The sequence below is a fragment of the Citrobacter sp. Cpo074 genome (genome assembly GCF_030332745.1).
Lineage (GTDB): Bacteria > Pseudomonadota > Gammaproteobacteria > Enterobacterales > Enterobacteriaceae > Citrobacter > Citrobacter portucalensis.
Genome location: NZ_JAOWHG010000032.1, coordinates 108369 through 128431, shown reverse-complemented (window position 1 = coordinate 128431; position 20063 = coordinate 108369). Strand labels below are relative to the sequence as shown.

17 protein-coding genes are annotated in these 20063 nt (G+C 52.4%); 11 read left to right on the top strand and 6 right to left on the bottom strand.

Going from position 1 to position 20063, the window contains the following annotated elements; all coding sequences use genetic code 11:
* Complete coding sequence (locus tag OGX83_RS14065) at positions 1–1668, top strand: O-antigen ligase family protein (protein WP_286588325.1); 1668 nt, start codon at positions 1–3, stop codon at positions 1666–1668.
* Position 1669: 1 nt separating this feature from the next.
* The gene (locus tag OGX83_RS14060; protein ID WP_032942423.1) at positions 1670–2389 is read left to right on the top strand and encodes an EAL domain-containing protein; all 720 of its coding nucleotides are present in this window, start codon (positions 1670–1672) and stop codon (positions 2387–2389) included.
* A 15-nt stretch (positions 2390–2404) separates the two neighbouring features.
* Here OGX83_RS14060 and OGX83_RS14055 read toward each other — a convergent pair whose 3' ends face one another.
* The 3 genes from OGX83_RS14055 to fadE all read right to left on the bottom strand — a co-directional run bounded on the left by OGX83_RS14055 (position 2405) and on the right by fadE (position 6317).
* Complete coding sequence (locus tag OGX83_RS14055; protein ID WP_003830819.1) at positions 2405–2815, bottom strand: Spy/CpxP family protein refolding chaperone; 411 nt, start codon at positions 2813–2815, stop codon at positions 2405–2407.
* Positions 2816–2994: 179 nt separating this feature from the next.
* Positions 2995–3762: an amidohydrolase gene (locus OGX83_RS14050; protein WP_267449261.1), complete on the bottom strand. Its 768-nt coding sequence runs from the start codon at positions 3760–3762 to the stop codon at positions 2995–2997.
* A gap of 110 nt (positions 3763–3872) precedes the next feature.
* Complete coding sequence (gene fadE, locus OGX83_RS14045; RefSeq protein WP_267449262.1) at positions 3873–6317, bottom strand: acyl-CoA dehydrogenase FadE; 2445 nt, start codon at positions 6315–6317, stop codon at positions 3873–3875.
* Positions 6318–7278: 961 nt separating this feature from the next.
* Between fadE and lpcA the strand changes: the two genes are divergently transcribed.
* Together lpcA and OGX83_RS14035 are read left to right on the top strand one after the other, a co-directional pair.
* Positions 7279–7860: a D-sedoheptulose 7-phosphate isomerase gene (gene lpcA / locus OGX83_RS14040; protein WP_003031390.1), complete on the top strand. Its 582-nt coding sequence runs from the start codon at positions 7279–7281 to the stop codon at positions 7858–7860.
* Positions 7861–7971: 111 nt separating this feature from the next.
* Positions 7972–8739, top strand: coding sequence for a class II glutamine amidotransferase (locus tag OGX83_RS14035; protein WP_003031388.1), 768 nt, complete (start codon positions 7972–7974; stop codon positions 8737–8739).
* Here the strand turns inward: OGX83_RS14035 and dpaA are convergent.
* Entirely contained in the window at positions 8710–9450 is a 741-nt protein-coding gene (gene dpaA / locus OGX83_RS14030; protein WP_167820216.1) for a peptidoglycan meso-diaminopimelic acid protein amidase, read from the bottom strand. The two genes, OGX83_RS14035 and dpaA, sit on opposite strands and share 30 nt — an antisense overlap.
* Positions 9451–9781: 331 nt before the next feature.
* On the opposite strand from dpaA, the gene dinB reads away from it, so the two are divergent.
* Positions 9782–10837 (top strand): DNA polymerase IV, encoded by a 1056-nt coding sequence (gene dinB, locus OGX83_RS14025; RefSeq protein ID WP_003830824.1) that lies wholly within the window; start codon positions 9782–9784, stop codon positions 10835–10837.
* 151 nt (positions 10838–10988) lie between these two features.
* On the opposite strand, the gene pepD is transcribed toward dinB, so the two are convergent.
* Complete coding sequence (gene pepD / locus OGX83_RS14020) at positions 10989–12446, bottom strand: cytosol nonspecific dipeptidase (protein WP_008783788.1); 1458 nt, start codon at positions 12444–12446, stop codon at positions 10989–10991.
* A gap of 261 nt (positions 12447–12707) precedes the next feature.
* On the opposite strand from pepD, the gene gpt reads away from it, so the two are divergent.
* The 3 genes from gpt to crl all read left to right on the top strand — a co-directional run bounded on the left by gpt (position 12708) and on the right by crl (position 14970).
* Complete coding sequence (gene gpt / locus OGX83_RS14015) at positions 12708–13166, top strand: xanthine phosphoribosyltransferase (RefSeq protein ID WP_003031380.1); 459 nt, start codon at positions 12708–12710, stop codon at positions 13164–13166.
* Positions 13167–13266: 100 nt separating this feature from the next.
* A complete protein-coding gene (frsA, locus tag OGX83_RS14010) occupies positions 13267–14511 on the top strand; it encodes an esterase FrsA (RefSeq protein ID WP_286588322.1) in 1245 nt (414 codons plus the stop codon).
* Between the two features lie 57 nt (positions 14512–14568).
* Complete coding sequence (gene crl, locus OGX83_RS14005) at positions 14569–14970, top strand: sigma factor-binding protein Crl (RefSeq protein ID WP_008783790.1); 402 nt, start codon at positions 14569–14571, stop codon at positions 14968–14970.
* A gap of 181 nt (positions 14971–15151) precedes the next feature.
* Here crl and phoE read toward each other — a convergent pair whose 3' ends face one another.
* Complete coding sequence (gene phoE, locus OGX83_RS14000; RefSeq protein ID WP_003830831.1) at positions 15152–16207, bottom strand: phosphoporin PhoE; 1056 nt, start codon at positions 16205–16207, stop codon at positions 15152–15154.
* Positions 16208–16496: 289 nt separating this feature from the next.
* Between phoE and proB the strand changes: the two genes are divergently transcribed.
* The 3 genes from proB (at position 16497) to OGX83_RS13985 (ending at position 19864) form a co-directional block, all read left to right on the top strand.
* Entirely contained in the window at positions 16497–17600 is a 1104-nt protein-coding gene (gene proB, locus OGX83_RS13995) for a glutamate 5-kinase (RefSeq protein ID WP_286588320.1), read from the top strand.
* An 11-nt stretch (positions 17601–17611) separates the two neighbouring features.
* Positions 17612–18862, top strand: a complete 1251-nt coding sequence (proA, locus tag OGX83_RS13990; RefSeq protein WP_286588318.1) for a glutamate-5-semialdehyde dehydrogenase — start codon at positions 17612–17614, stop codon at positions 18860–18862.
* A 282-nt stretch (positions 18863–19144) separates the two neighbouring features.
* Positions 19145–19864, top strand: a complete 720-nt coding sequence (locus OGX83_RS13985) for a Crp/Fnr family transcriptional regulator (protein WP_286588314.1) — start codon at positions 19145–19147, stop codon at positions 19862–19864.
* The last annotated feature ends 199 nt before the right edge of the window (positions 19865–20063 follow it).

Sequence of the window (20063 nt, the reverse complement as noted above, 5' to 3'; positions counted from 1 at the left end):
ATGATGAACGTACTGAATCGCATTGCGCCGCTGCCTGCGCAGAAATTATTGCTCGGTATTAGTCTGTTTTTCTGGTGTGGGGCCATGCATCTCTACTGGCCGAACAACGGCGGCAGCGGCCTGTCGTTGCCGCTTAATATTACGAGCTGGATCTACGCTGTTGTACTGGCTGCAAGCGTATTGATGCTGGTGCCTCGTCAACGCTGGCGCATCACTGTGCCCGCTGCGTGTTTTACAGTCGGGGCGTTCATCCTGACGTTGCTTTGCCTGCTAACGCCTGATGTCTGGCAGGCCGAGGCACTGCTGGTGGCGGGGGCGTTACTGGGCGGTGTGAGCGTCTATCTGGTCACATTACAAATTCCGCTCACGGCAAACACCCTAACGGCACTGCTGGCTCTACTATGGGGAGCGTGCGTCATTGAATGTCTGGCGTTTGTCTATCAGTACTGGCATTTGCCGGGCGTTGAATACTGGGAGTTTGCCTGGCGGCGCGGTACGCGACCCTACGGGATATTTCAGCAGGTCAACCTGATAGCCAGCTTCACGGCATGCGGTGTGCTGCTGTCAGCACCGCTCTTTTTACGTCTGCACCGCGGGTATCGAATTGCCATTGGGATAGGCCTGGTAATGATGGGATTTGTGCTGCATGAATCTCAGTCGCAAACCGGCTACCTGTCTCTGGTAATCGGTGAAGTGCTGCTGCTGGCGGTTTTCCCGGCGCAACGGCGCACGCTGCTGCTGCTTCTACTGCCGCTGGCGTTAGGCGTAGCGATAGGGGCCACGGCCCGCCATTTTTTGTCTGTGGTCACGGTCGATCATCTGACGACTTCTCAAGTGCGCTGGACGGTGTTGAAAACGTCGCTGGCATTATTTGCCGAACGTCCGTGGATGGGGTGGGGCGTGGGCAGTTTTGCTGCCGTGTTTCTCGAACGCGCGGGGCCATTGGGGCTGGGCAGCATTTCGCATCCGCACAACGAACTTGTGCTGTGGTTGGTGGAGGGCGGTCTGGTTGGGCTGGCAGGGGCACTCTGTTTTATAGCGGGTGGTTTATGGCTCTGGCTGCACGGTAATTGCTGGCGTCGCGCCTGCCTGGTGGCGGCACTGCCGGTGGTTATTCATATGTTGACGGAATACCCCGTTAGGCAGTCAACGCCACACTGGCTGCTGTTGATCCTGTTGCTTCGATGTGCAGACAGCGCGCGAACGGGAATACGCCTGGCGCTTACGTCGACGTCGCTGATTCGCGCGGCAGGGTTTATCTCGTTACTGACTGTCGCGCCATTGCTGCTTCTCACGCTGCACACGCAACAGCAATTGACGCTGGCGGAGAGGCAGTCAACGCAGTGGCATCTTGCCGAACCGCTCCCTGTAGGAGGCTGGCTTCTTACAAGTCGCTATCGGTTTGATGTCCAGATGGGGTATCTGCAACGGTATCAGCGTACCCGGGACGCACGTTGGCTGGAAGCGGTTCGCCGCTGGGCACCTGATTATGTGCGCGTTCACCCAGACCCTAATGTCTCCTTCACGCAAATCTTACTGGCGTTGCAACAGCGCGACCTGGTCGAGGCGCATCGTCTGGCGACGCGCTTTTGCCTGATATACCCAAACGATCGCCGTATCCCGTGGCTGCAGGATGCACGACGTCCTTTTAATAAAATAATGGAATGATATGAACAGATTCAGTGAACAGGCCCGTTATGTGCCAGAACTTCCCCGCAACGCCGAACTGCTGCGGATCACCGGGATCCGTTTGCAGCGCATTCATTTTTTTGATGACGCATCGCTGGATGTCTGTGAGGTGTTAAGCCAGGTACGCACACCGCTCCCACTGGATCTGTTTTTCAAGCACCTTTCCATTGCGGCAAAACAGCAGCTTTTTCTATGGCAAATGCAGCGGGTGCTGGCCCTCTCTGGAAGCTATTCGCTGAATTTATCCGTCAGGATGCTGACCAGTCTGTCATGGATCACACGTCTCACAAAGCAGGTGCATCAGGGGAGGATTGTTATTGAAATTCAGGATCCGGGCTCGATGATGCGCCTGGATAAGGCAGAGCAGCAGGCCGTATGCATTGCCGTAAAAACGCTGGTGCGTCACGGGTTTCGCGTGTGGCTGGATGATGTTTCGCCTGAGCTATTTTTTGTCTGGCGGCTGTCGGGCATCCGTTTCGATGCCATCAAAATTGAAAGCGGAATGTTTCATCAGTTCAGAACATCGGAGTGGCAGTTGAGGGTTCTGGTCAATCAATTTCGTGGGCTGGGTGAACGGGTTGTCATTGAGGGAGTAGAAACGCCACAGGATTATGCCATTTGCCGTATGAGCGGCGCAGATGCTGTGCAGGGCTTTCTGTTTGAGCAGGAAATTTTACCGAAAAGCCTGAATCATTGCTGACTCAGGCTCTGACAATTACTCGCTCAGCGTCTGTGCGATATCTTTTTGCACCTGCTGGCGCTGTTCTGGGGTCAGCACTTTGTTCAGGTCAAAATAGTATTTTACGCGATAATAACGCGCCTGCTGTTCGATGTTGCTGAACGCAGAAAGCTGTTTCTGAACGGCAGCTTCATCCCATTTCCCGGACTTGATGACGTCAATCAACGCGCCGTCTTTAACATCTTTCACCGAAATCTGGCTTACGTTGGTTTCAAGCTGCTGGTGCAGTTTTTTAATCTGCGCCACCTGGTCGTTGGTCAGCTTAAGATGCTGAACGACCGGGTCCTGAGCTGGAGCAGGAACATTGGATACGTTTGCTGCAAGCGTACTAAAAGAAGCGCCCGCTAAGGTAGCCGCCAGCAAAGTCATGCGTAAGAAGTTCTTCATTATTGAAATCCTGATAAGGAAATTATCGACATTGTCTGCCACTCGCTGGTTACGAGTGATTATCCTTTGCAGGATACGATGCTCACCGCATGTCGCCACGCGAATTTGTTTTGCGGTTGGTTACGGAGTGAAACAATCCCGCCACAAGAAACGTAGTGCAGCGGGAGTGAAGGCGATAGTTATAGCGTGAACGGGTCGGCGTCCTGCCAGGCGGGAAACTTCTCGCGATACTCGCGCAGCGCTGAGAGTGACAGTTCGGCGTCAATGCGTGTGGCCTGATGCGGCTCGGCGGTGGCAATAATCTCACCCTGCGGATTAATCACCCGGCTGTCACCGCGATAATGATGGCCGTTACCGTCTGTGCCCACGCGGTTACATCCTGCTACATAAGCCTGGTTCTCAATCGCCCGTGCGGCAAGCAGAAGCTGCCAGTGCAGCGAACGCGGCGCAGGCCAATTGGCAACATACAACGCCAGGTCGTAATCGTTGCGATTACGCGACCAGACCGGAAAACGCAGGTCATAACAGACCAACGGCAGAATGCGCCAGCCGCGCCATTCAACAATAACGCGCGCGTCACCTGCATGGTAATGCTGATGCTCGTCCGCCATGCGGAACAGATGGCGCTTGTCGTAGAAATGCACATTACCTTCGGGCTCAACCAGAAAAAAGCGGTTTACCGGGCCGCGTTCAGACTGGATAGCTGCGCTGCCCGCGATCAGGGCGTTGGTCTGTTGCGCCTTGACGCGCATCCAGCTTACGACTTCTTCTTGCGGCAACGATTTATTTGCCGCTTCCATGGCAAATCCGCTGGTAAACATCTCGGGCAACACGATGACATCACGTCCGGCGACGGTTTCCAGTTGTCGGTCAAAATGGCGCAGATTGGCCGGGCCATCCATCCAGATCAAGGGTTGTTGCAGCAGAGTAATTTTCAAACCAGGCACGATCGAGGCTCCTCGTTGAACAACATTTTGACACTGTAGCATGAGCATTAATGAAAATGTGGCAATAAAAAGCCCCGCATTAAGCGGGGCTAAACGTTGTGCGTATATCGTTATGCGGCTTCGACTTTACGCACTTTCTCTGGCAGCTTTACCGGCTGAGTCGCCAGCTCCTCGGGTTCAAAGTCATCCACGTTGATACTGCGCAGGCGACTCGCTTCGGCTTTCACCAGAATCGCGGCTTCATCTTTATCAATCAGCCCTTTCGCCAGCGCATTGTGCGCCAGTTCGTCGAGACGGGTAAATGGCAGGTTTTTACCCAACTCTTTACAGATCCGCTGGTGGATAGGGTCGGCTGCAATGACATCCAGCAGCGCCTCTTCCAGCAAACCAACCGGGTTATGCTCGCTTGGCGTCAGATATTGACCGCGACCAATACGAGAACGAGTAGCACTCGGAACCTGCAAAATCTTCGCGACTTTATGGTCCAGCTTGTCAGACGGTGCGTCGTAGTGGCGACCGGTCGGGAAGATAACCACGTTCAGCAAGCCCGCGACCAGACGGTTCGGGAAGTTTTTCAGCAGATCGTCCATCGCCTGTTCCGCTTTGTACAACGCATCCTGAACGCCCCAGTGAACCAACGGCAGGTCCGCTTCATTACGGCCTTCATCGTCATAACGTTTCAGTACCGCAGAGGCCAGATACAGCTGACTTAACACATCGCCCAGACGCGCGGAGATACGTTCACGACGCTTCAGGCTACCGCCCAGTACGGCCATGGACACATCTGAAAGCAGGGCCAGGTTGGCGCTCAAACGGTTCAGGTGCTGGTAGTAACGTTTGGTCGCATCGCCGGTTGGCGTGCTGCTGGTTAAGCCACGAGTCAGACCAAGCCAGAAGCTGCGCACTTTGTTACTGCCAACGTGACCGATGTGTTTGAACAGCAGCTTGTCGAACGCATTCACATCGTTACTCTGTGCCGCAGCCATTTCTTCCAGAACATACGGATGGCAGCGAATCGCACCCTGACCGAAGATCATCATGCTACGGGTCAGAATGTTGGCACCTTCAACGGTAATGGCGATAGGCGCGCCCTGATAAGCGCGGGCGAGGAAGTTGCTTTCGCCAAGCATAATGCCTTTACCGCCAGTGATATCCATAGCATCGATGATTGACTGCTGCCCGCGGTGGGTACAGTGATATTTCACGATAGCCGACAGCACCGCCGGTTTTTCACCCAGCATAATGCCGTAGGTAATCAGTGATGCCGCAGCGTCCATCACGTATGCGTTACCGGCAATACGTGCCAACGGCTCTTCAATACCTTCCATCTTGCCGATGGAGATTTTGAACTGGCGACGAATGTGCGCATACGCGCCGGTGGCCATTGCGACCGATTTCACGCCGCCCGTCGAGTTAGACGGCAGGGTAATACCACGTCCTACAGACAGACATTCCACCAGCATGCGCCAGCCCTGACCGGCCATTTTCGGACCACCGATGATGTAATCAATCGGTACAAACACATCTTTACCGAGGGTCGGACCGTTCTGGAACGGCACGTTCAGCGGGAAGTGACGACGCCCAATTTGTACACCCGGCGTTGAGGTTGGGATCAGCGCACAGGTAATACCGAGATCTTCTTCACCACCCAGCAGTTTTTCCGGATCAGAGAGTTTAAATGCCAGACCCAGTACCGTGGCGATAGGCGCCAGCGTAATATAACGTTTGTTCCAGGTCAGGCGCATACCCAGCACCTGTTGGCCCTGCCAGTCGCCCATACAAACCACGCCGGTATCAGGGATCGCCCCTGCGTCGGAGCCTGCTTCCGGGCTGGTCAGAGCAAAACATGGGATTTCCTGACCGCGAGCCAGACGCGGCAGGTAATGATTTTTCTGCTCTTCGGTGCCGTAATGTTGCAGCAGTTCGCCTGGGCCTAATGAGTTAGGTACGCCAACGGTGATCGCCAGGATCCCGGAAACGCCGGAGAGTTTCTGCAGAACGCGAGCCTGAGCATATGCTGAGAATTCCAGCCCGCCGTACTCTTTCTTAATGATCATCGCGAAGAAGCGGTGTTCTTTCAGATATGCCCACAGTTCCGGCGGCAGATCCGCGAGTTCGTGAGTGATCTGGAAGTCGTTCGCCATGCGGCACGCTTCTTCCACTGGACCATCAATAAACGCCTGTTCTTCAGCGGTCAGATGCGGTTGAGGATAGTTATGCAGTTTTTTCCAGTCAGGCTTGCCCTGGAACAGGTCACCTTCCCACCAGGTTGTACCGGCATCAATCGCTTCTTTCTCAGTACGCGACATCGGTGGCATGACTTTACGGAAACTGCGGAACACCGGCGCAGAGATCATGGATTTGCGCATCGGCGTAAAGTTAAACGGCACGAGGATAATGGCCAGAGGAACCAGCAGCCAGACTGACCACAGGCCAGCCACGCCAAGCGCAGCCGTCCAGGCGAGCAAAATTAAACTGCTGAGGAATAAGCTCACGCGGTGATAAAACAGAACGCTGAGCAGAACAACCGTAGCGATAATACTCAAAATCATCATAACGAAAAGCTCCCTTGCTTGTAGGAGGTCTGACCACTTGTGATGATATGGTTGTAGTGGATGTAAATTCTTTTAGCAATGTGTTTACAAAATAATTACAACAAAGCTCACATTGTTGCTGTTTTAACCGGCACAAAAAATCAAAAGCCGTAGCCATTCCTGTCTGGATAATTTTCTGTAGTAGGAAATATCAACATGCGTTGTTAAGGTAATGAACGTGTTAATTCTGAGAAATTGTTCCGTTCACTTTGCGTTTATCGCCACTCTGCAGCACCAATATTTGTGAACGTGTTAAGGGTGCTATCGCTGCACCCTTAACAATCCCGGCTCCTGGCGGGAAAATTGTTGCTGCGCAATACCCTCCGCTTATTCCTTCAGGCTACCGGGCCGGGCGCGAGGTAGCGTCCCTGCAAAACGCGCCCTGAGCCAGCATCCATGCTGGCTCTCCCGGCCTTACGGAAACACGTCGGCAATTTTCAGCCGGACCAGCCCACACCTGATCATCGCCGCCGTTTTTTCAAACAGCGAAACAGAAACACCTGAAATTAAGAGAGTTGAAGCGATACCCTCGGTCCGGCTGAAAATTGATGAGGCGTTGACGGCTGACCGGGGTCGTCCGCAGGGATGCGGACGGAGGGGATGGCCTGCAGGGATGCAGGCTCGGCCCCGACCCGAAAGGCAGACGGAATAAGACGAATGAATCGCATAGCGACGATTTTCCCGCCGGGAGCCCGGGTTGCAAGGGTGGTGGCGGTGAGCCACCCTTGCACGTTCACGTAAATAGCGATATCAGAGTAGCGATGAACATAAGGTGAACGTAACCCTGTTCAAAGATAAAATATTCTCCTTGCATGATTCACTTGCAGTCATTATGACCATTCCTGTGGCTTGGACTTCTCGCTGGTAGCGCTATCCGGTACACTGCATCTTGTCATTTACATTCATGCTGAAGGATATCCTCATGTACCAGGATCTTATTCGTAACGAACTGAGCGAAGCGGCGGAAACGCTGGCTAATTTTCTTAAAGATGACGCCAATATTCACGCCATTCAGCGCGCGGCGGTCCTGTTGGCAGACAGCTTTAAAGCGGGCGGAAAGGTGCTTTCTTGCGGTAACGGCGGTTCCCATTGCGACGCGATGCACTTTGCTGAAGAGCTGACCGGACGCTATCGTGAAAACCGTCCTGGTTACCCTGCTATCGCTATCTCTGACGTTAGCCATATCTCCTGCGTCAGCAACGATTTTGGTTACGATTATGTGTTCTCTCGCTACGTAGAAGCCGTGGGTCGTGAAGGTGATGTCCTGCTAGGCATCTCGACTTCGGGTAATTCCGGTAACGTAATTAAAGCGATTGCCGCAGCGCGTGAGAAAGGGATGAAAGTGATCACCCTGACCGGTAAAGATGGCGGAAAAATGGCGGGTAGCGCGGATATCGAAATTCGAGTGCCGCACTTTGGCTACGCTGACCGTATTCAGGAAATTCATATCAAAGTGATCCATATCCTGATCCAGCTGATCGAAAAAGAGATGGTTAAACCATAAGAAGACGATTGCCGGATGGTGGCTGAAGCCTTATCAGGCCTACATGAGCGCCACGTAGGCCTGATAAGCGCAGCGCCATCCGGCAGTTCACGGTTTTAAGGTAGGTGATGTATGTGCGAACTGCTCGGGATGAGCGCCAATGTGCCAACCGATATCTGCTTTAGCTTCACCGGACTGGTTCAGCGCGGCGGAGGGACCGGGCCGCACAAAGACGGCTGGGGTATTACGTTTTATGAAGGTAAGGGCTGCCGTACGTTTAAAGATCCGCAACCCAGCTTTAATTCGCCTATCGCCAAACTGGTACAAGACTACCCCATCAAATCCTGTTCCGTGATTGCCCATATTCGTCAGGCGAACCGTGGCGAAGTGGCGTTGGAAAATACCCATCCCTTTACCCGCGAACTGTGGGGACGCAACTGGACCTATGCTCATAATGGACAGCTCAGTGGCTATAAATCGCTGGAAACCGGAAATTTCCGCCCGGTCGGGGAAACCGACAGCGAAAAAGCTTTCTGCTGGCTGCTCCACAAGCTGACGGAGCGTTATCCGCGCACGCCTGGCAATATGACGGCAGTGTTCAAATATATCGCAATGCTGGCAGGAGAGCTGCGGGAGAAGGGCGTCTTCAACATGCTGTTGTCTGACGGACGCTATGTGATGGCCTTCTGTTCGACCAACCTGTTTTGGATCACGCGTCGTGCGCCGTTTGGCGTGGCGACATTGCTGGATCAGGACGTGGAAATCGATTTTAGCTCAGAGACCACACCCAATGATGTGGTCACCGTGATTGCCACTCAACCGTTAACAGGCAATGAAACCTGGCAAAAGATTATGCCAGGCGAGTGGGCATTATTTTGTCTCGGGGAGCGTGTAGTTTGATGCCAGTTGCGGCTGAACCACTTCGTGACTCAACGGCTTGCTGACGACGTAACGACCATCGATGACGGAGACGGTCGGTGGTTTACGTGTTTGTTCAAAGTAATCGTATCCCGGCTTTAACTGGGCCCAGAAATCTTTGTAATACGAGAACTTATGGCGCTGCATGTTGGCATCGGTCATGCGGAACGGGTAAATGCTAACCTGTACGCTGGACTGCCCGAACACCAGAGCACCTGTCACAAACTGGAAAATCTCATCAATGCCGTTGTCGGTCATTGCGTAGCAGCCGACGGAAACACAGGCACCGTGGATCATCAGGTACTTACCTTCATAACCGTGTGCGCGGTCATAGGCATTAGGGAAACCAATGTTAATCGCTTTATAGAAGCGACTATCTGGTTTCAGCTGTCCACGCTGAACGCTGTAAAACCCTTCCGGACTTTTGAAATCACCCTGACGCTGCTTCGGACCTAAGCCACCGGAATAATTACAGATCTTATAACTGTCGAGCAATTGATACTGTTCGCCCATCTTGACGTACAGATCCAAGGTTCGCTCTTCTTTGAAGATCTGGATATAAACGGGGGAGCCCATTAATTGCTGCTTATATTCTTTGCTGACAGGCGTAGTCGGGCTGCTGCTGCTCAGCAAACCGGCAAATGAAACGCACGGCAATAAAAGCATCGCAAGAAAAAATGCGATTTTACGCATACTGCTTATTCCTTGATAAAACGATCACACACGCCAGGACGGCAAAAAGAATCCCCAAATCGGATAAATCTGGATCTGGAGCGCTCACATTAGCACCAAGAGAGTTTTTCGCAAGTCTCTCGTGCGGCGTTTACACTTTAGTTTTTCTTTATACGGAAAATTGCGCTTAAAGGCAGTCAGACACTGGCGTATTTTGCTGGTTACTGCGCTTCATTGGGTCTTATTCGTGCTGGATGGATAATGGGTCTGGAACGGCCCAGCATTAGGTACAACCAGACTTCTCACAACATAAAAATACTGTATACTTAAACAGTGATGTGGGAGACAAACGATGCGTAAAATCATACATGTCGATATGGACTGCTTTTTCGCGGCAGTGGAAATGCGTGATAATCCAGCCCTGCGCGACATTCCCATTGCTATTGGCGGCAGTCGTGAACGTCGGGGGGTCATCAGCACGGCCAATTACCCGGCGCGCAAATTTGGCGTGCGTAGCGCAATGCCAACGGGAATGGCATTAAAGCTGTGTCCGCATCTCACTTTATTACCTGGTCGTTACGAGGCCTATAAAGAAGCCTCCCGCCAGATTCAGGCTATTTTCTCCCGCTATACCTCGCTGATAGAACCCCTTTCGCTGGATGAAGCCTATCTGGATGTGACCGACAGCACCCACTGCCACGGCTCAGCTACGCTGATCGCTCAGGAAATCCGTCAGACAATTTTTAACGAGTTACAGTTAACCGCCTCTGCCGGAATTGCGCCGGTAAAATTTCTGGCAAAAATAGCTTCCGATCTCAACAAACCCAATGGGCAATATGTGATTACCCCTGCCGATGTTCCTGAATTTCTCAGAACATTACCGTTAGGCAAAATTCCCGGCGTTGGCAAAGTCTCCGCCGCTAAGCTGGAATCAATGGGATTACGTACCTGCGAAGATGTTCAAAAATACGACCTGGCAATGCTGCTTAAACGCTTCGGCAAGTTTGGTCGCGTGCTGTGGGAGCGCAGTCAGGGGATTGACGAGCGGGACGTCAACAACGACAGGCTGCGTAAATCCGTCGGCGTGGAGCGTACGCTGGCGGAAGATATTCACGAGTGGTCGGAGTGTGAGGCGATAATTGAACGGCTCTATCCCGAACTGGAACGGCGTCTGGCAAAGGTAAAGCCGGATCTGCTGATCGCTCGCCAGGGGATAAAACTCAAGTTTAATGATTTTCAGCAGACTACGCAGGAGCACGTCTGGCCGCGCTTAAATAAAGATGACTTAATTACGACAGCGCGCAAGACCTGGGACGAGCGTAGGGGAGGGCGAGGTGTCAGGCTGGTGGGATTACACGTCACGCTGCTGGATCCACAAATGGAAAGACAGCTACTGTTGGGGCTGTGACTCAGAACAATTGCCGGATGTCGGCGTAAACGCCTTATCCGGCCTACGAACCAGCGTGCAGGCCAGATGGCTGCGTAACAACTTTATCCGGCCTACAAATCAGCATGTAGGCCAGATAAACGTAGCGTCATCCGGCATTTAGCGCAGAATCTTACTTCGCCGGAATAGACTTCAGCAGTTCAGTCAGCAGCGTCCAGTAATGGCCGACGCTTTCGATATGAACCTGCTCATCCGGGGAGTGCGGACCGGTGATAGTTGGCCCGATGGAAACCATGTCCATATCTGGATACGGTTTCTTGAACAGACCACATTCCAGACCAGCGTGGATGATCTGGATATTCGGCGTTTTGTTGAACAGACGCTGATAGGTTTCACGAACCAGGTGCATAACCGGAGAGTTAGCATCCGGCTGCCAGCCTGGGTATCCGCCTTTTGCCTGGGTTTTCGCGCCAGCCAGTTTACCCAGTGAATCCAGCATGCTCACCACGTAGTCTTTACCGCTGTCGATCAGGGAACGGATCAGGCAGTGAATTTCAACGTTGTCGTCAGTCATGGTGACAACGCCGACGTTCAGAGAGGTCTCTACCACGCCTTTGGCGACGTCAGAGTTGCGGATTACACCGTTCGGGGTGGCGTTCAGCAGACGCACAAAGCTGTCGCGAGACTGAGCGGTCAGCGCGGCTTTGTCTTGAGTTACGGCATCCAGCAGCAGAGCCAGGTTCTTCTCTTTGGCTTCCAGTTCGTTTTTCAGGATTTCCTGATAGGTGTTGACCAGCGCTTTTAACGCATCAACTTTATCTGCAGCCACGGCGAGTGTGGCAAAGGCTTCACGCGGAATTGCGTTACGCAGCGTACCGCCGTTGAAATCAACCAGACGCAGATCCAGCTCTTCAGCGTGGCCCGCCAGGAAGCGTACCAGCAGTTTGTTCGCGTTACCGAGACCCACGTGGATTTCGCCGCCGGAGTGACCGCCTTTCAGGCCTTTTAACGTCAGCTTAAAGCTCTGGAATCCAGCCGGGATTGCTTCACGGGACAGCGGCAGGTTAGAGGTAAAGTCGATACCGCCTGCGCAACCCATGTAGATCTCACCTTCTTCTTCTGAGTCGGTGTTGATCAGGATATCTGCCTGCAGCCAGTTAGCCTGCAGACCAAACGCGCCATCCATACCCGCTTCTTCGGTCATGGTCAGCAGCACTTCCAGCGGACCGTGTACTACGCTGTCATCAGCCAGAACGGCCAGCGCAGACGCCATACCGATGCCGTTATCCGCACCCAGCGTGGTGCCGCGGGCTTTCACCCATTCGCCGTCAATATAAGGCTGGATAGGATCTTTAGTGAAGTCATGCACGGTGTCGTTGTTTTTCTGCGGGACCATATCCAGGTGCGCCTGCAGAACGACCGGCTTGCGGTTTTCCATGCCTGCGGTAGCGGGTTTGCGAATCAGGATATTACCGACTTGATCGCGCTCGACGTGGAAACCTTTCTCTTGGGCCCAGCTCAGAATGTGTTCAGCGAGTTGCTCTTCATGATAGGACGGATGAGGAATAGAACAGATTTTGGCAAAAATATCCCATAGCGGTTGCGGGGATAATTGAGACAGTTCAGACACGTTGAGTCTCCTTGGCGATGTCCTACAAAACTTGCTTGCAGGCCACGGGGTTAGCAGAATTAAAAACACCACAAGTCAGGCTTGCGCGATGCGATTGAGAATACCACTTTCTCCGCTGACGGCTAGCATAAAGCATGCAAAAAGAGGCGCGGATTCCGCGAAACACTGGTTTTTAGTGCGTCAGATCTCTATAATCTCGCGCAACCTATTTCCCCCTCGAACACTTTTTAAGCCGTAGATAAACAGGCTGGGACACTTCACATGAGCGAAAAATACGTCGTCACCTGGGACATGTTGCAGATCCATGCACGTAAACTGGCAAGCCGCCTGATGCCTTCTGAACAATGGAAAGGCATTATTGCCGTTAGCCGTGGTGGTCTGGTGCCGGGCGCATTGCTGGCGCGTGAATTGGGTATTCGTCATGTCGATACCGTATGCATCTCCAGCTACGATCACGACAACCAGCGCGAACTGAAAGTGCTGAAGCGTGCCGAAGGCGACGGTGAAGGTTTCATCGTAATTGATGACCTGGTTGACACCGGTGGTACCGCCGTTGCGATCCGCGAAATGTATCCTAAAGCACATTTCGTCACTATCTTCGCTAAGCCGGCTGGTCGCCCGCTGGTGAATGATTATGTTGTTGATATCCCTCAGGATACCTGGATTGAGCAGCCGTGGGATATGGGCGTAGTGTTCGTCCCGCCGATCTCTGGTCGCTAATCTAAAAAGTTTTCAACGCCTGGCAACTGCCGGGCGTTGTTCTTTTTGTGCTGTGTCAGGTTACACTATGCCTTAGTGAGTACTCATGGAGGCTGCAATCATGTCACAGGCTAACCTCAGCGAAGTCCTGTTTAAACCCCGCTTCAAACACCCTGAAACGTCAACACTGGTTCGTCGTTTTAATCACGGCGCGCAGCCGTCCGTACAATCTGCCCTGGATGGCAAAACCATTCCGCACTGGTATCGCATGGTGAATCGCCTGATGTGGATCTGGCGCGGCGTCGACCCGCGCGAAATCCTTGAGGTGCAGGCACGTATCGTGATGAGCGAAGCCGAGCGTACAGATAAAGAACTCTACGATACGGTTATCGGCTATCGCGGTGGGAACTGGATCTATGAGTGGGCGAAGCAGGCGATGGACTGGCAACAGAAAGCGTCTATGGAAGAGGATCCGCAGGTGAGCGGACACCACTGGCTGCATGCGTCTACGTTGTACAACATTGCCGCTTACCCACACCTGAAAGGCGATGAGCTGGCAGAGCAGGCACAGGCTTTGGCGAATCGCGCCTATGAAGAGGCCGCACAGCGATTGCCGGGCACGCTGCGTGAGATGGAGTTTCCCGTCGCTGGCGGTGCGCCGATCACAGGCTTCTTACATATGCCAAAAGGTGACGGTCCGTTCCCGACGGTGCTGATGTGTGGTGGTCTCGATTCCATGCAAACGGATTACTACACCCTGTATGAGCGCTATTTTGCCCCACGGGGTATAGCCATGCTGACGCTGGATATGCCGTCGGTTGGGTTCTCGTCAAAATGGAAACTGACTCAGGATTCCAGCCTGCTGCATCAGCATGTATTAAAAGCGCTGCCTAATGTTCCCTGGGTGGATCACACCCGCGTGGCGGCCTTCGGTTTCCGCTTTGGCGCTAACGTAGCGGTACGTCTGGCGTATCTGGAATCATCGCGTCTGAAGGCGGTGGCCTGTCTGGGGCCAGTGGTTCATGCGCTGCTTAGCGACCCGCAGCGTCAGGCGAGCGTCCCGGAAATGTACCTTGATGTACTGGCTAGCCGCCTGGGGATGCATGACGCCTCCGATGAAGCGCTGCGCGTTGAGCTTAATCGCTATTCATTAAAAGTGCAGGGCCTGCTGGGTCGACGCTGCCCGACGCCAATGCTTTCGGGCTTCTGGAAGAACGACCCGTTTAGCCCGGAAGAAGAGTCACGTTTAATCACATCTTCATCTTCAGACGGTAAGCTACTGGAGATCCCCTTCAACCCGGTGTATCGCAATTTTGACAAAGGGCTGCAGGAAATAACCGGTTGGATCAATCAGAGATTGTGTTAAAAGTTTGCTAAATTTTAGCGATTTGGTAAAACAGGTGCTTCACCTAAGGAGATCGTAATGACGTTACCGAGTGGGCATCCGAAAAGTAGATTGATCAAGAAATTCACCGCGCTTGGCCCGTATATCCGGGAAGGGCAGTGCGAAGATAATCGATTTTTTTTCGATTGTCTGGCTGTTTGCGTCAACGTGAAACCCGCCCCTGAGAAACGCGAGTTCTGGGGCTGGTGGATGGAACTGGAGGCGCAGGAAAAACGTTTCACATACAGCTATCAGTTTGGTTTGTTTGATAAAGACGGTAACTGGACGGCGGTGCCGGTGAAAGAGACTGAAGTGGTAGAGCGACTGGAATACACCTTACGTGAATTCCATGAAAAATTACGTGGCTTGTTGACGACGCTGAATCTGGCGCTGGAACCTGCTGACGACTTTAAGGATGAACCGGTTAAGTTAACGGCATAATGAACAGTAAAATGCCGGATGGCGGCGCAACCCCATCCGGCATTTTTTTATGCTATACCCTAAATAATTCGAGTTGCAGGAAGGCGGCGACGCAGCGAATCCCCAGGAGCGTACATAAGTACGTGACTGGGGTGAGCGAGGAAAGCCAACGCACATGCAGCTTGAAATATGACGGGTATAATTAGAACTGGTAGACCATACCGACAGCAACGATGTCATCATCGTTGATGCCCAGTTTATTATCGCTATCCAACTGGTTGATTTTATAATCAACAAACGCGGACATATTTTTGTTGAAATAGTACGTTGCGCCCACGTCGATATAATTCACCAGATCTTCATTGCCGACGCCTTCAATATCTTTCCCTTTAGAAAGCACATAACCCAGTGACGGACGCAGACCAAAGTCAAACTGGTACTGAACAACCGCTTCGAAGTTCTGTGTTTTATTGGCAAAGCCGCCGGAAATTGGCGTCATGTTGCGTGTTTCAGAATAGAACGTCGCAATATAAATATCGTTAGCATCATATTTTAAGCCGGTTGCCCAGGCTTCAGCTTTATCACCCGTACCGCGAGTTTGCAGATTTTGCTGGTTGGTACGATCGGAGTTGGTATAAGCGCCGCTCACCGCGAAATCGCTGCCGCCAAAGTCATAGGTAACAGAAGTACCAAAACCGTCGCCGTTCTGTTTTTTCACATCGCGATCCTGGTTTTTACCCTGGTATTGCAGGGTCAGATCCAGGCCATCCACGACGCCGAAGAAGTCGGTGTTACGGTAAGTTGCCAGACCGCTGGCGCGTTTGGTCATAAAGTTATCGGTCTGTGCGGAGGAGTCGCCACCAAATTCCGGGAACATATCGGTCCAGGCTTCCACATCATACAGCGCGCCCAGGTTACGACCATAATCAAACGAGCCAAAATCTTTTAATTTCACACCGGCGAAGGCCAGACGTGTTTTTTGTTGGTTAGAGTCGCTTTCAGCTTTATTGCCGGCAAACTCTGCTTCCCAACGACCATAACCGGTTAGTTGATCGTTAATTTGCGTTTCACCTTTAAAACCTAAACGGATATAGCTTTGGTCACCATCTTTGCTGTCATAATCCGTCATGTAATGCATGGCTTTTACTTTGCCGTACAAATCCAGCTTATTACCGTTCTTGTTATACACTTCCGCTGCCTGTACGGATGCCGACGCAACAATTCCCATCACCACTAATGCCAGAGTGCTCTTTTTCATTTTCATTCCTGATTAAAAGTACGCGCTAATATTCACTGGGTGTGATCCCCGTTAAAAGACAGGAGGGTTTTTAACGTCTGGCAATGAACGTTTTATGACAAAGTAAGAATATTTTTAAAAAAGGATGTTTTTTTGTTTCTGTAATAAACGCGTCAAAATCTGCCGCTACGCTTGCTGATCCTGCGCAATAAAATTTCATGCTTTGTGCGCTGGTTGTTGGCAACCGGGGCCAGTCCTGCTAAAACGTTCGTTTGATATCATTTTCCCCAATTTTGAATGGCAGAGAATCATGAGTGACAGCCAGACGCTGGTGGTAAAACTTGGCACCAGTGTGTTAACGGGCGGATCGCGCCGCCTGAACCGCGCCCATATCGTAGAGCTGGTTCGCCAGTGCGCGCAGCTCCATGCCGCAGGGCATCGTATTGTTATCGTTACCTCTGGTGCGATTGCCGCCGGACGTGAGCATCTTGGTTACCCGGAGCTCCCGGCAACGATAGCCTCGAAACAGCTGTTGGCGGCGGTAGGGCAGAGCCGACTGATTCAACTGTGGGAACAGCTTTTCTCGATTTACGGTATTCATATCGGCCAGATGCTGCTGACGCGTGCGGATATGGAAGACAGAGAGCGCTTCCTCAACGCCCGCGATACGCTCCGCGCGCTGCTGGATAACAACATTGTTCCTGTCATTAATGAGAATGACGCCGTAGCGACCGCTGAGATTAAAGTCGGCGATAACGACAACCTCTCCGCGCTGGCGGCGATTCTGGCCGGAGCCGATAAGCTGCTGCTGCTGACCGATCAGCAGGGACTGTTCACCGCCGATCCGCGTACCAATCCGCAGGCGGAGCTGATTAAAGACGTTCACGGTATTGACGATGCGTTGCGCGCCATTGCCGGCGACAGCGTCTCGGGTCTGGGAACCGGCGGCATGGGCACAAAACTGCAGGCAGCCGATGTCGCGTGCCGCGCCGGGATCGACACCGTTATTGCCGCAGGCAGCAAGCCGGGCGTGATTGGCGACGTGATGGAAGGCGTTTCCGTTGGGACGCGTTTTCATGCTCAGGCCTCTCCGCTGGAGAACCGTAAACGCTGGATCTTTGGCGCGCCGCCTGCCGGGGAGATTACCGTCGATGAGGGCGCGACCGCAGCAATTCTGGAACGCGGCAGCTCATTACTGCCAAAAGGCATTAAAAGCGTGACAGGTAACTTTTCTCGTGGTGAAGTGATCCGCATCTGCAATCTCGAAGGGCGCGATATTGCCCATGGCGTCACCCGCTATAACAGCGACGCGCTGCGCCGTATTGCCGGACATCACTCACAACAGATCGACACCATCCTGGGCTATGAATACGGTCCGGTTGCTGTCCATCGCGACGACATGATCACCCGTTAAGGAACAGGCATATGCTGGAACAAATGGGCATTGCTGCCAAAGCCGCGTCATACAAGCTGGCGCTGCTCTCCAGTCGCGAAAAAAATCGCGTACTGGAAACCATTGCTGATGAGCTGGAAGCGCAAACGGAAAACATCCTCAGCGCGAACGTACAAGATGTTGAGCAGGCGCGAGCCAACGGCCTGAGCGAAGCGATGCTTGACCGCCTGGCGCTGACGCCGGCGCGTCTGAAAGCGATTGCTGACGATGTACGCCAGGTCTGTAATCTCGCCGACCCGGTAGGGCAGGTGATTGACGGCGGCCTGCTGGATAGCGGTCTGCGTCTGGAGCGTCGTCGCGTCCCGCTGGGCGTGATTGGCGTGATTTATGAAGCGCGTCCAAACGTCACCGTTGACGTTGCCTCCCTGTGCCTGAAAACCGGCAATGCGGTGATTCTGCGCGGTGGGAAAGAGACCTACCGGACCAACGCCGCGACCGTGGCTGTTATCCAAAAGGCGCTGGAAGCCTGCGGTTTACCCGCGGCTGCCGTTCAGTCAATTGATAACCCGGACCGCGCGTTGGTCGCTGAAATGCTGCGGATGGATAAGTACATCGATATGCTGATCCCTCGCGGTGGCGCGGGTCTGCATAAGCTGTGCCGTGAGCAGTCGACGATCCCGGTCATCACCGGCGGTATTGGCGTATGCCATATTTATGTTGATGATACCGCGGAGATCGCCCCGGCCCTGAAGATTATCGTTAACGCCAAAACCCAGCGTCCAAGCACCTGTAACACTGTAGAAACTCTGCTGGTGCATCAGGATATTGCTGAGCGTTTCCTGCCTGCGTTAAGCCAAAAGATGGCGGATAGCGGTGTTACGCTGCACGGTGATGAAATCGTGATGCAGGTTCTGCATGGCCCTGCCAAACTGGTGCCACTAAAACCGGAAGAGCTGGATAACGAGTTTCTGTCTCTGGATCTGAACGTTGTGGTGGTCGAAAATATGGATGGTGCTATCGCCCATATTCGCGAACACGGTACCCAGCACTCGGACGCCATACTGACGCGCACGCTCAGCAACGCCAACCGTTTCGTGAATGAAGTGGACTCTTCTGCCGTGTATGTAAACGCCTCTACTCGTTTTACCGATGGCGGCCAGTTCGGATTGGGTGCGGAAGTGGCGGTGAGCACGCAAAAACTGCACGCGCGTGGCCCAATGGGGCTGGAAGCACTGACCACATATAAGTGGATTGGCTTCGGTGACGACACGATCCGGGCGTAATTGAAAACGGGCGATGCCATAATAGCGCTCTTAATTTTAAAGCTATTAAGGCATCTCCCGCTTAATTCTAACCTTCACTTCGCTGCCGCATTTATTTTTCTATCCTGCGTTTTAACATCATCCGCATCAGTCTGTTTTTGACCTATGCTCTCACCAGCGCCAGAAAGGCGGCGTATCACAGAATTTTCCCTGCCTGCATGAATTTTCCTGGTCTTCGTTTCACGTATTGTTCCCATGGCCCGATCTATTAGAATCAATCTCATTTTTATGAGGAGTTGTTGCGTGAAATCGGATATTCACAAACTTAGCATTCCTGTTGTGCCGCTTGGCAACCCGTTTCCTCCCCGTCATTGTTCGCTGTGCCCAAAGGGAGCGGCGATTGACCGTGATAATCAATACAAATTAATAGACAAAAGAAGGCGGTTTAAAGCTGGGGAGATACTCGCTCGGCAGGATGAAACCGCGGATATGCTTTTTGTTATCCATGAGGGGTACTGCAAGTCCAGCGTGGAATGTGGCGATAACGTTTTTATCAGCCGCTTTTATGTTCCGGGAGATATCATGGCGCTGGATGCTGTCGAAGGGGGGAAGTACCTGACAACTATCCAGGCGGCAACGGCTGCGGAAGTTTGCCACATTGATATTGCGCGGTTGTTCAAGGTAGCAGAGAAGGAGCCTTCGGTTGCTGCCGCAGTCATCAAGTTTCTCTGCAGGGATAATGGATTCATTGTTGAAAAACTGCGGCGCTATGCGAATAAACATGCTGAGGCCAGGATCGCGGCTTTCCTGGTGGAATTTTACGAGATGCATTTGCGCATCGGCAGGCCAGAAACGACGCTTCGCTTGTCATTTTCTCGGGAGGAAATTGCCAGTTATCTCGATCTTAAAATTGAAACCGTTAGCCGCTCATTAAAGTCACTTGAACAGCAGAATTTGATTACCTTACATAGGGTACGTACCGTAACAATTAATAGTTATCTTGGTTTAAAACGTTTTATCTAATTTTCTATTTAACGATAATCATTATCTCTCCTGATAAGCCAGGAATATTCATTTTATATGGAAAATTCCTGGTTTTAATTTTGTCAAATAATTATCAATTAGAATGTAGTTTCTGTAGGTGAATGATTTTTTTATAAGAATATTCCCTCGCAAATGGATATATCATGAGAATTTTCTTGCGGCGTTAAAAATTTAGCAT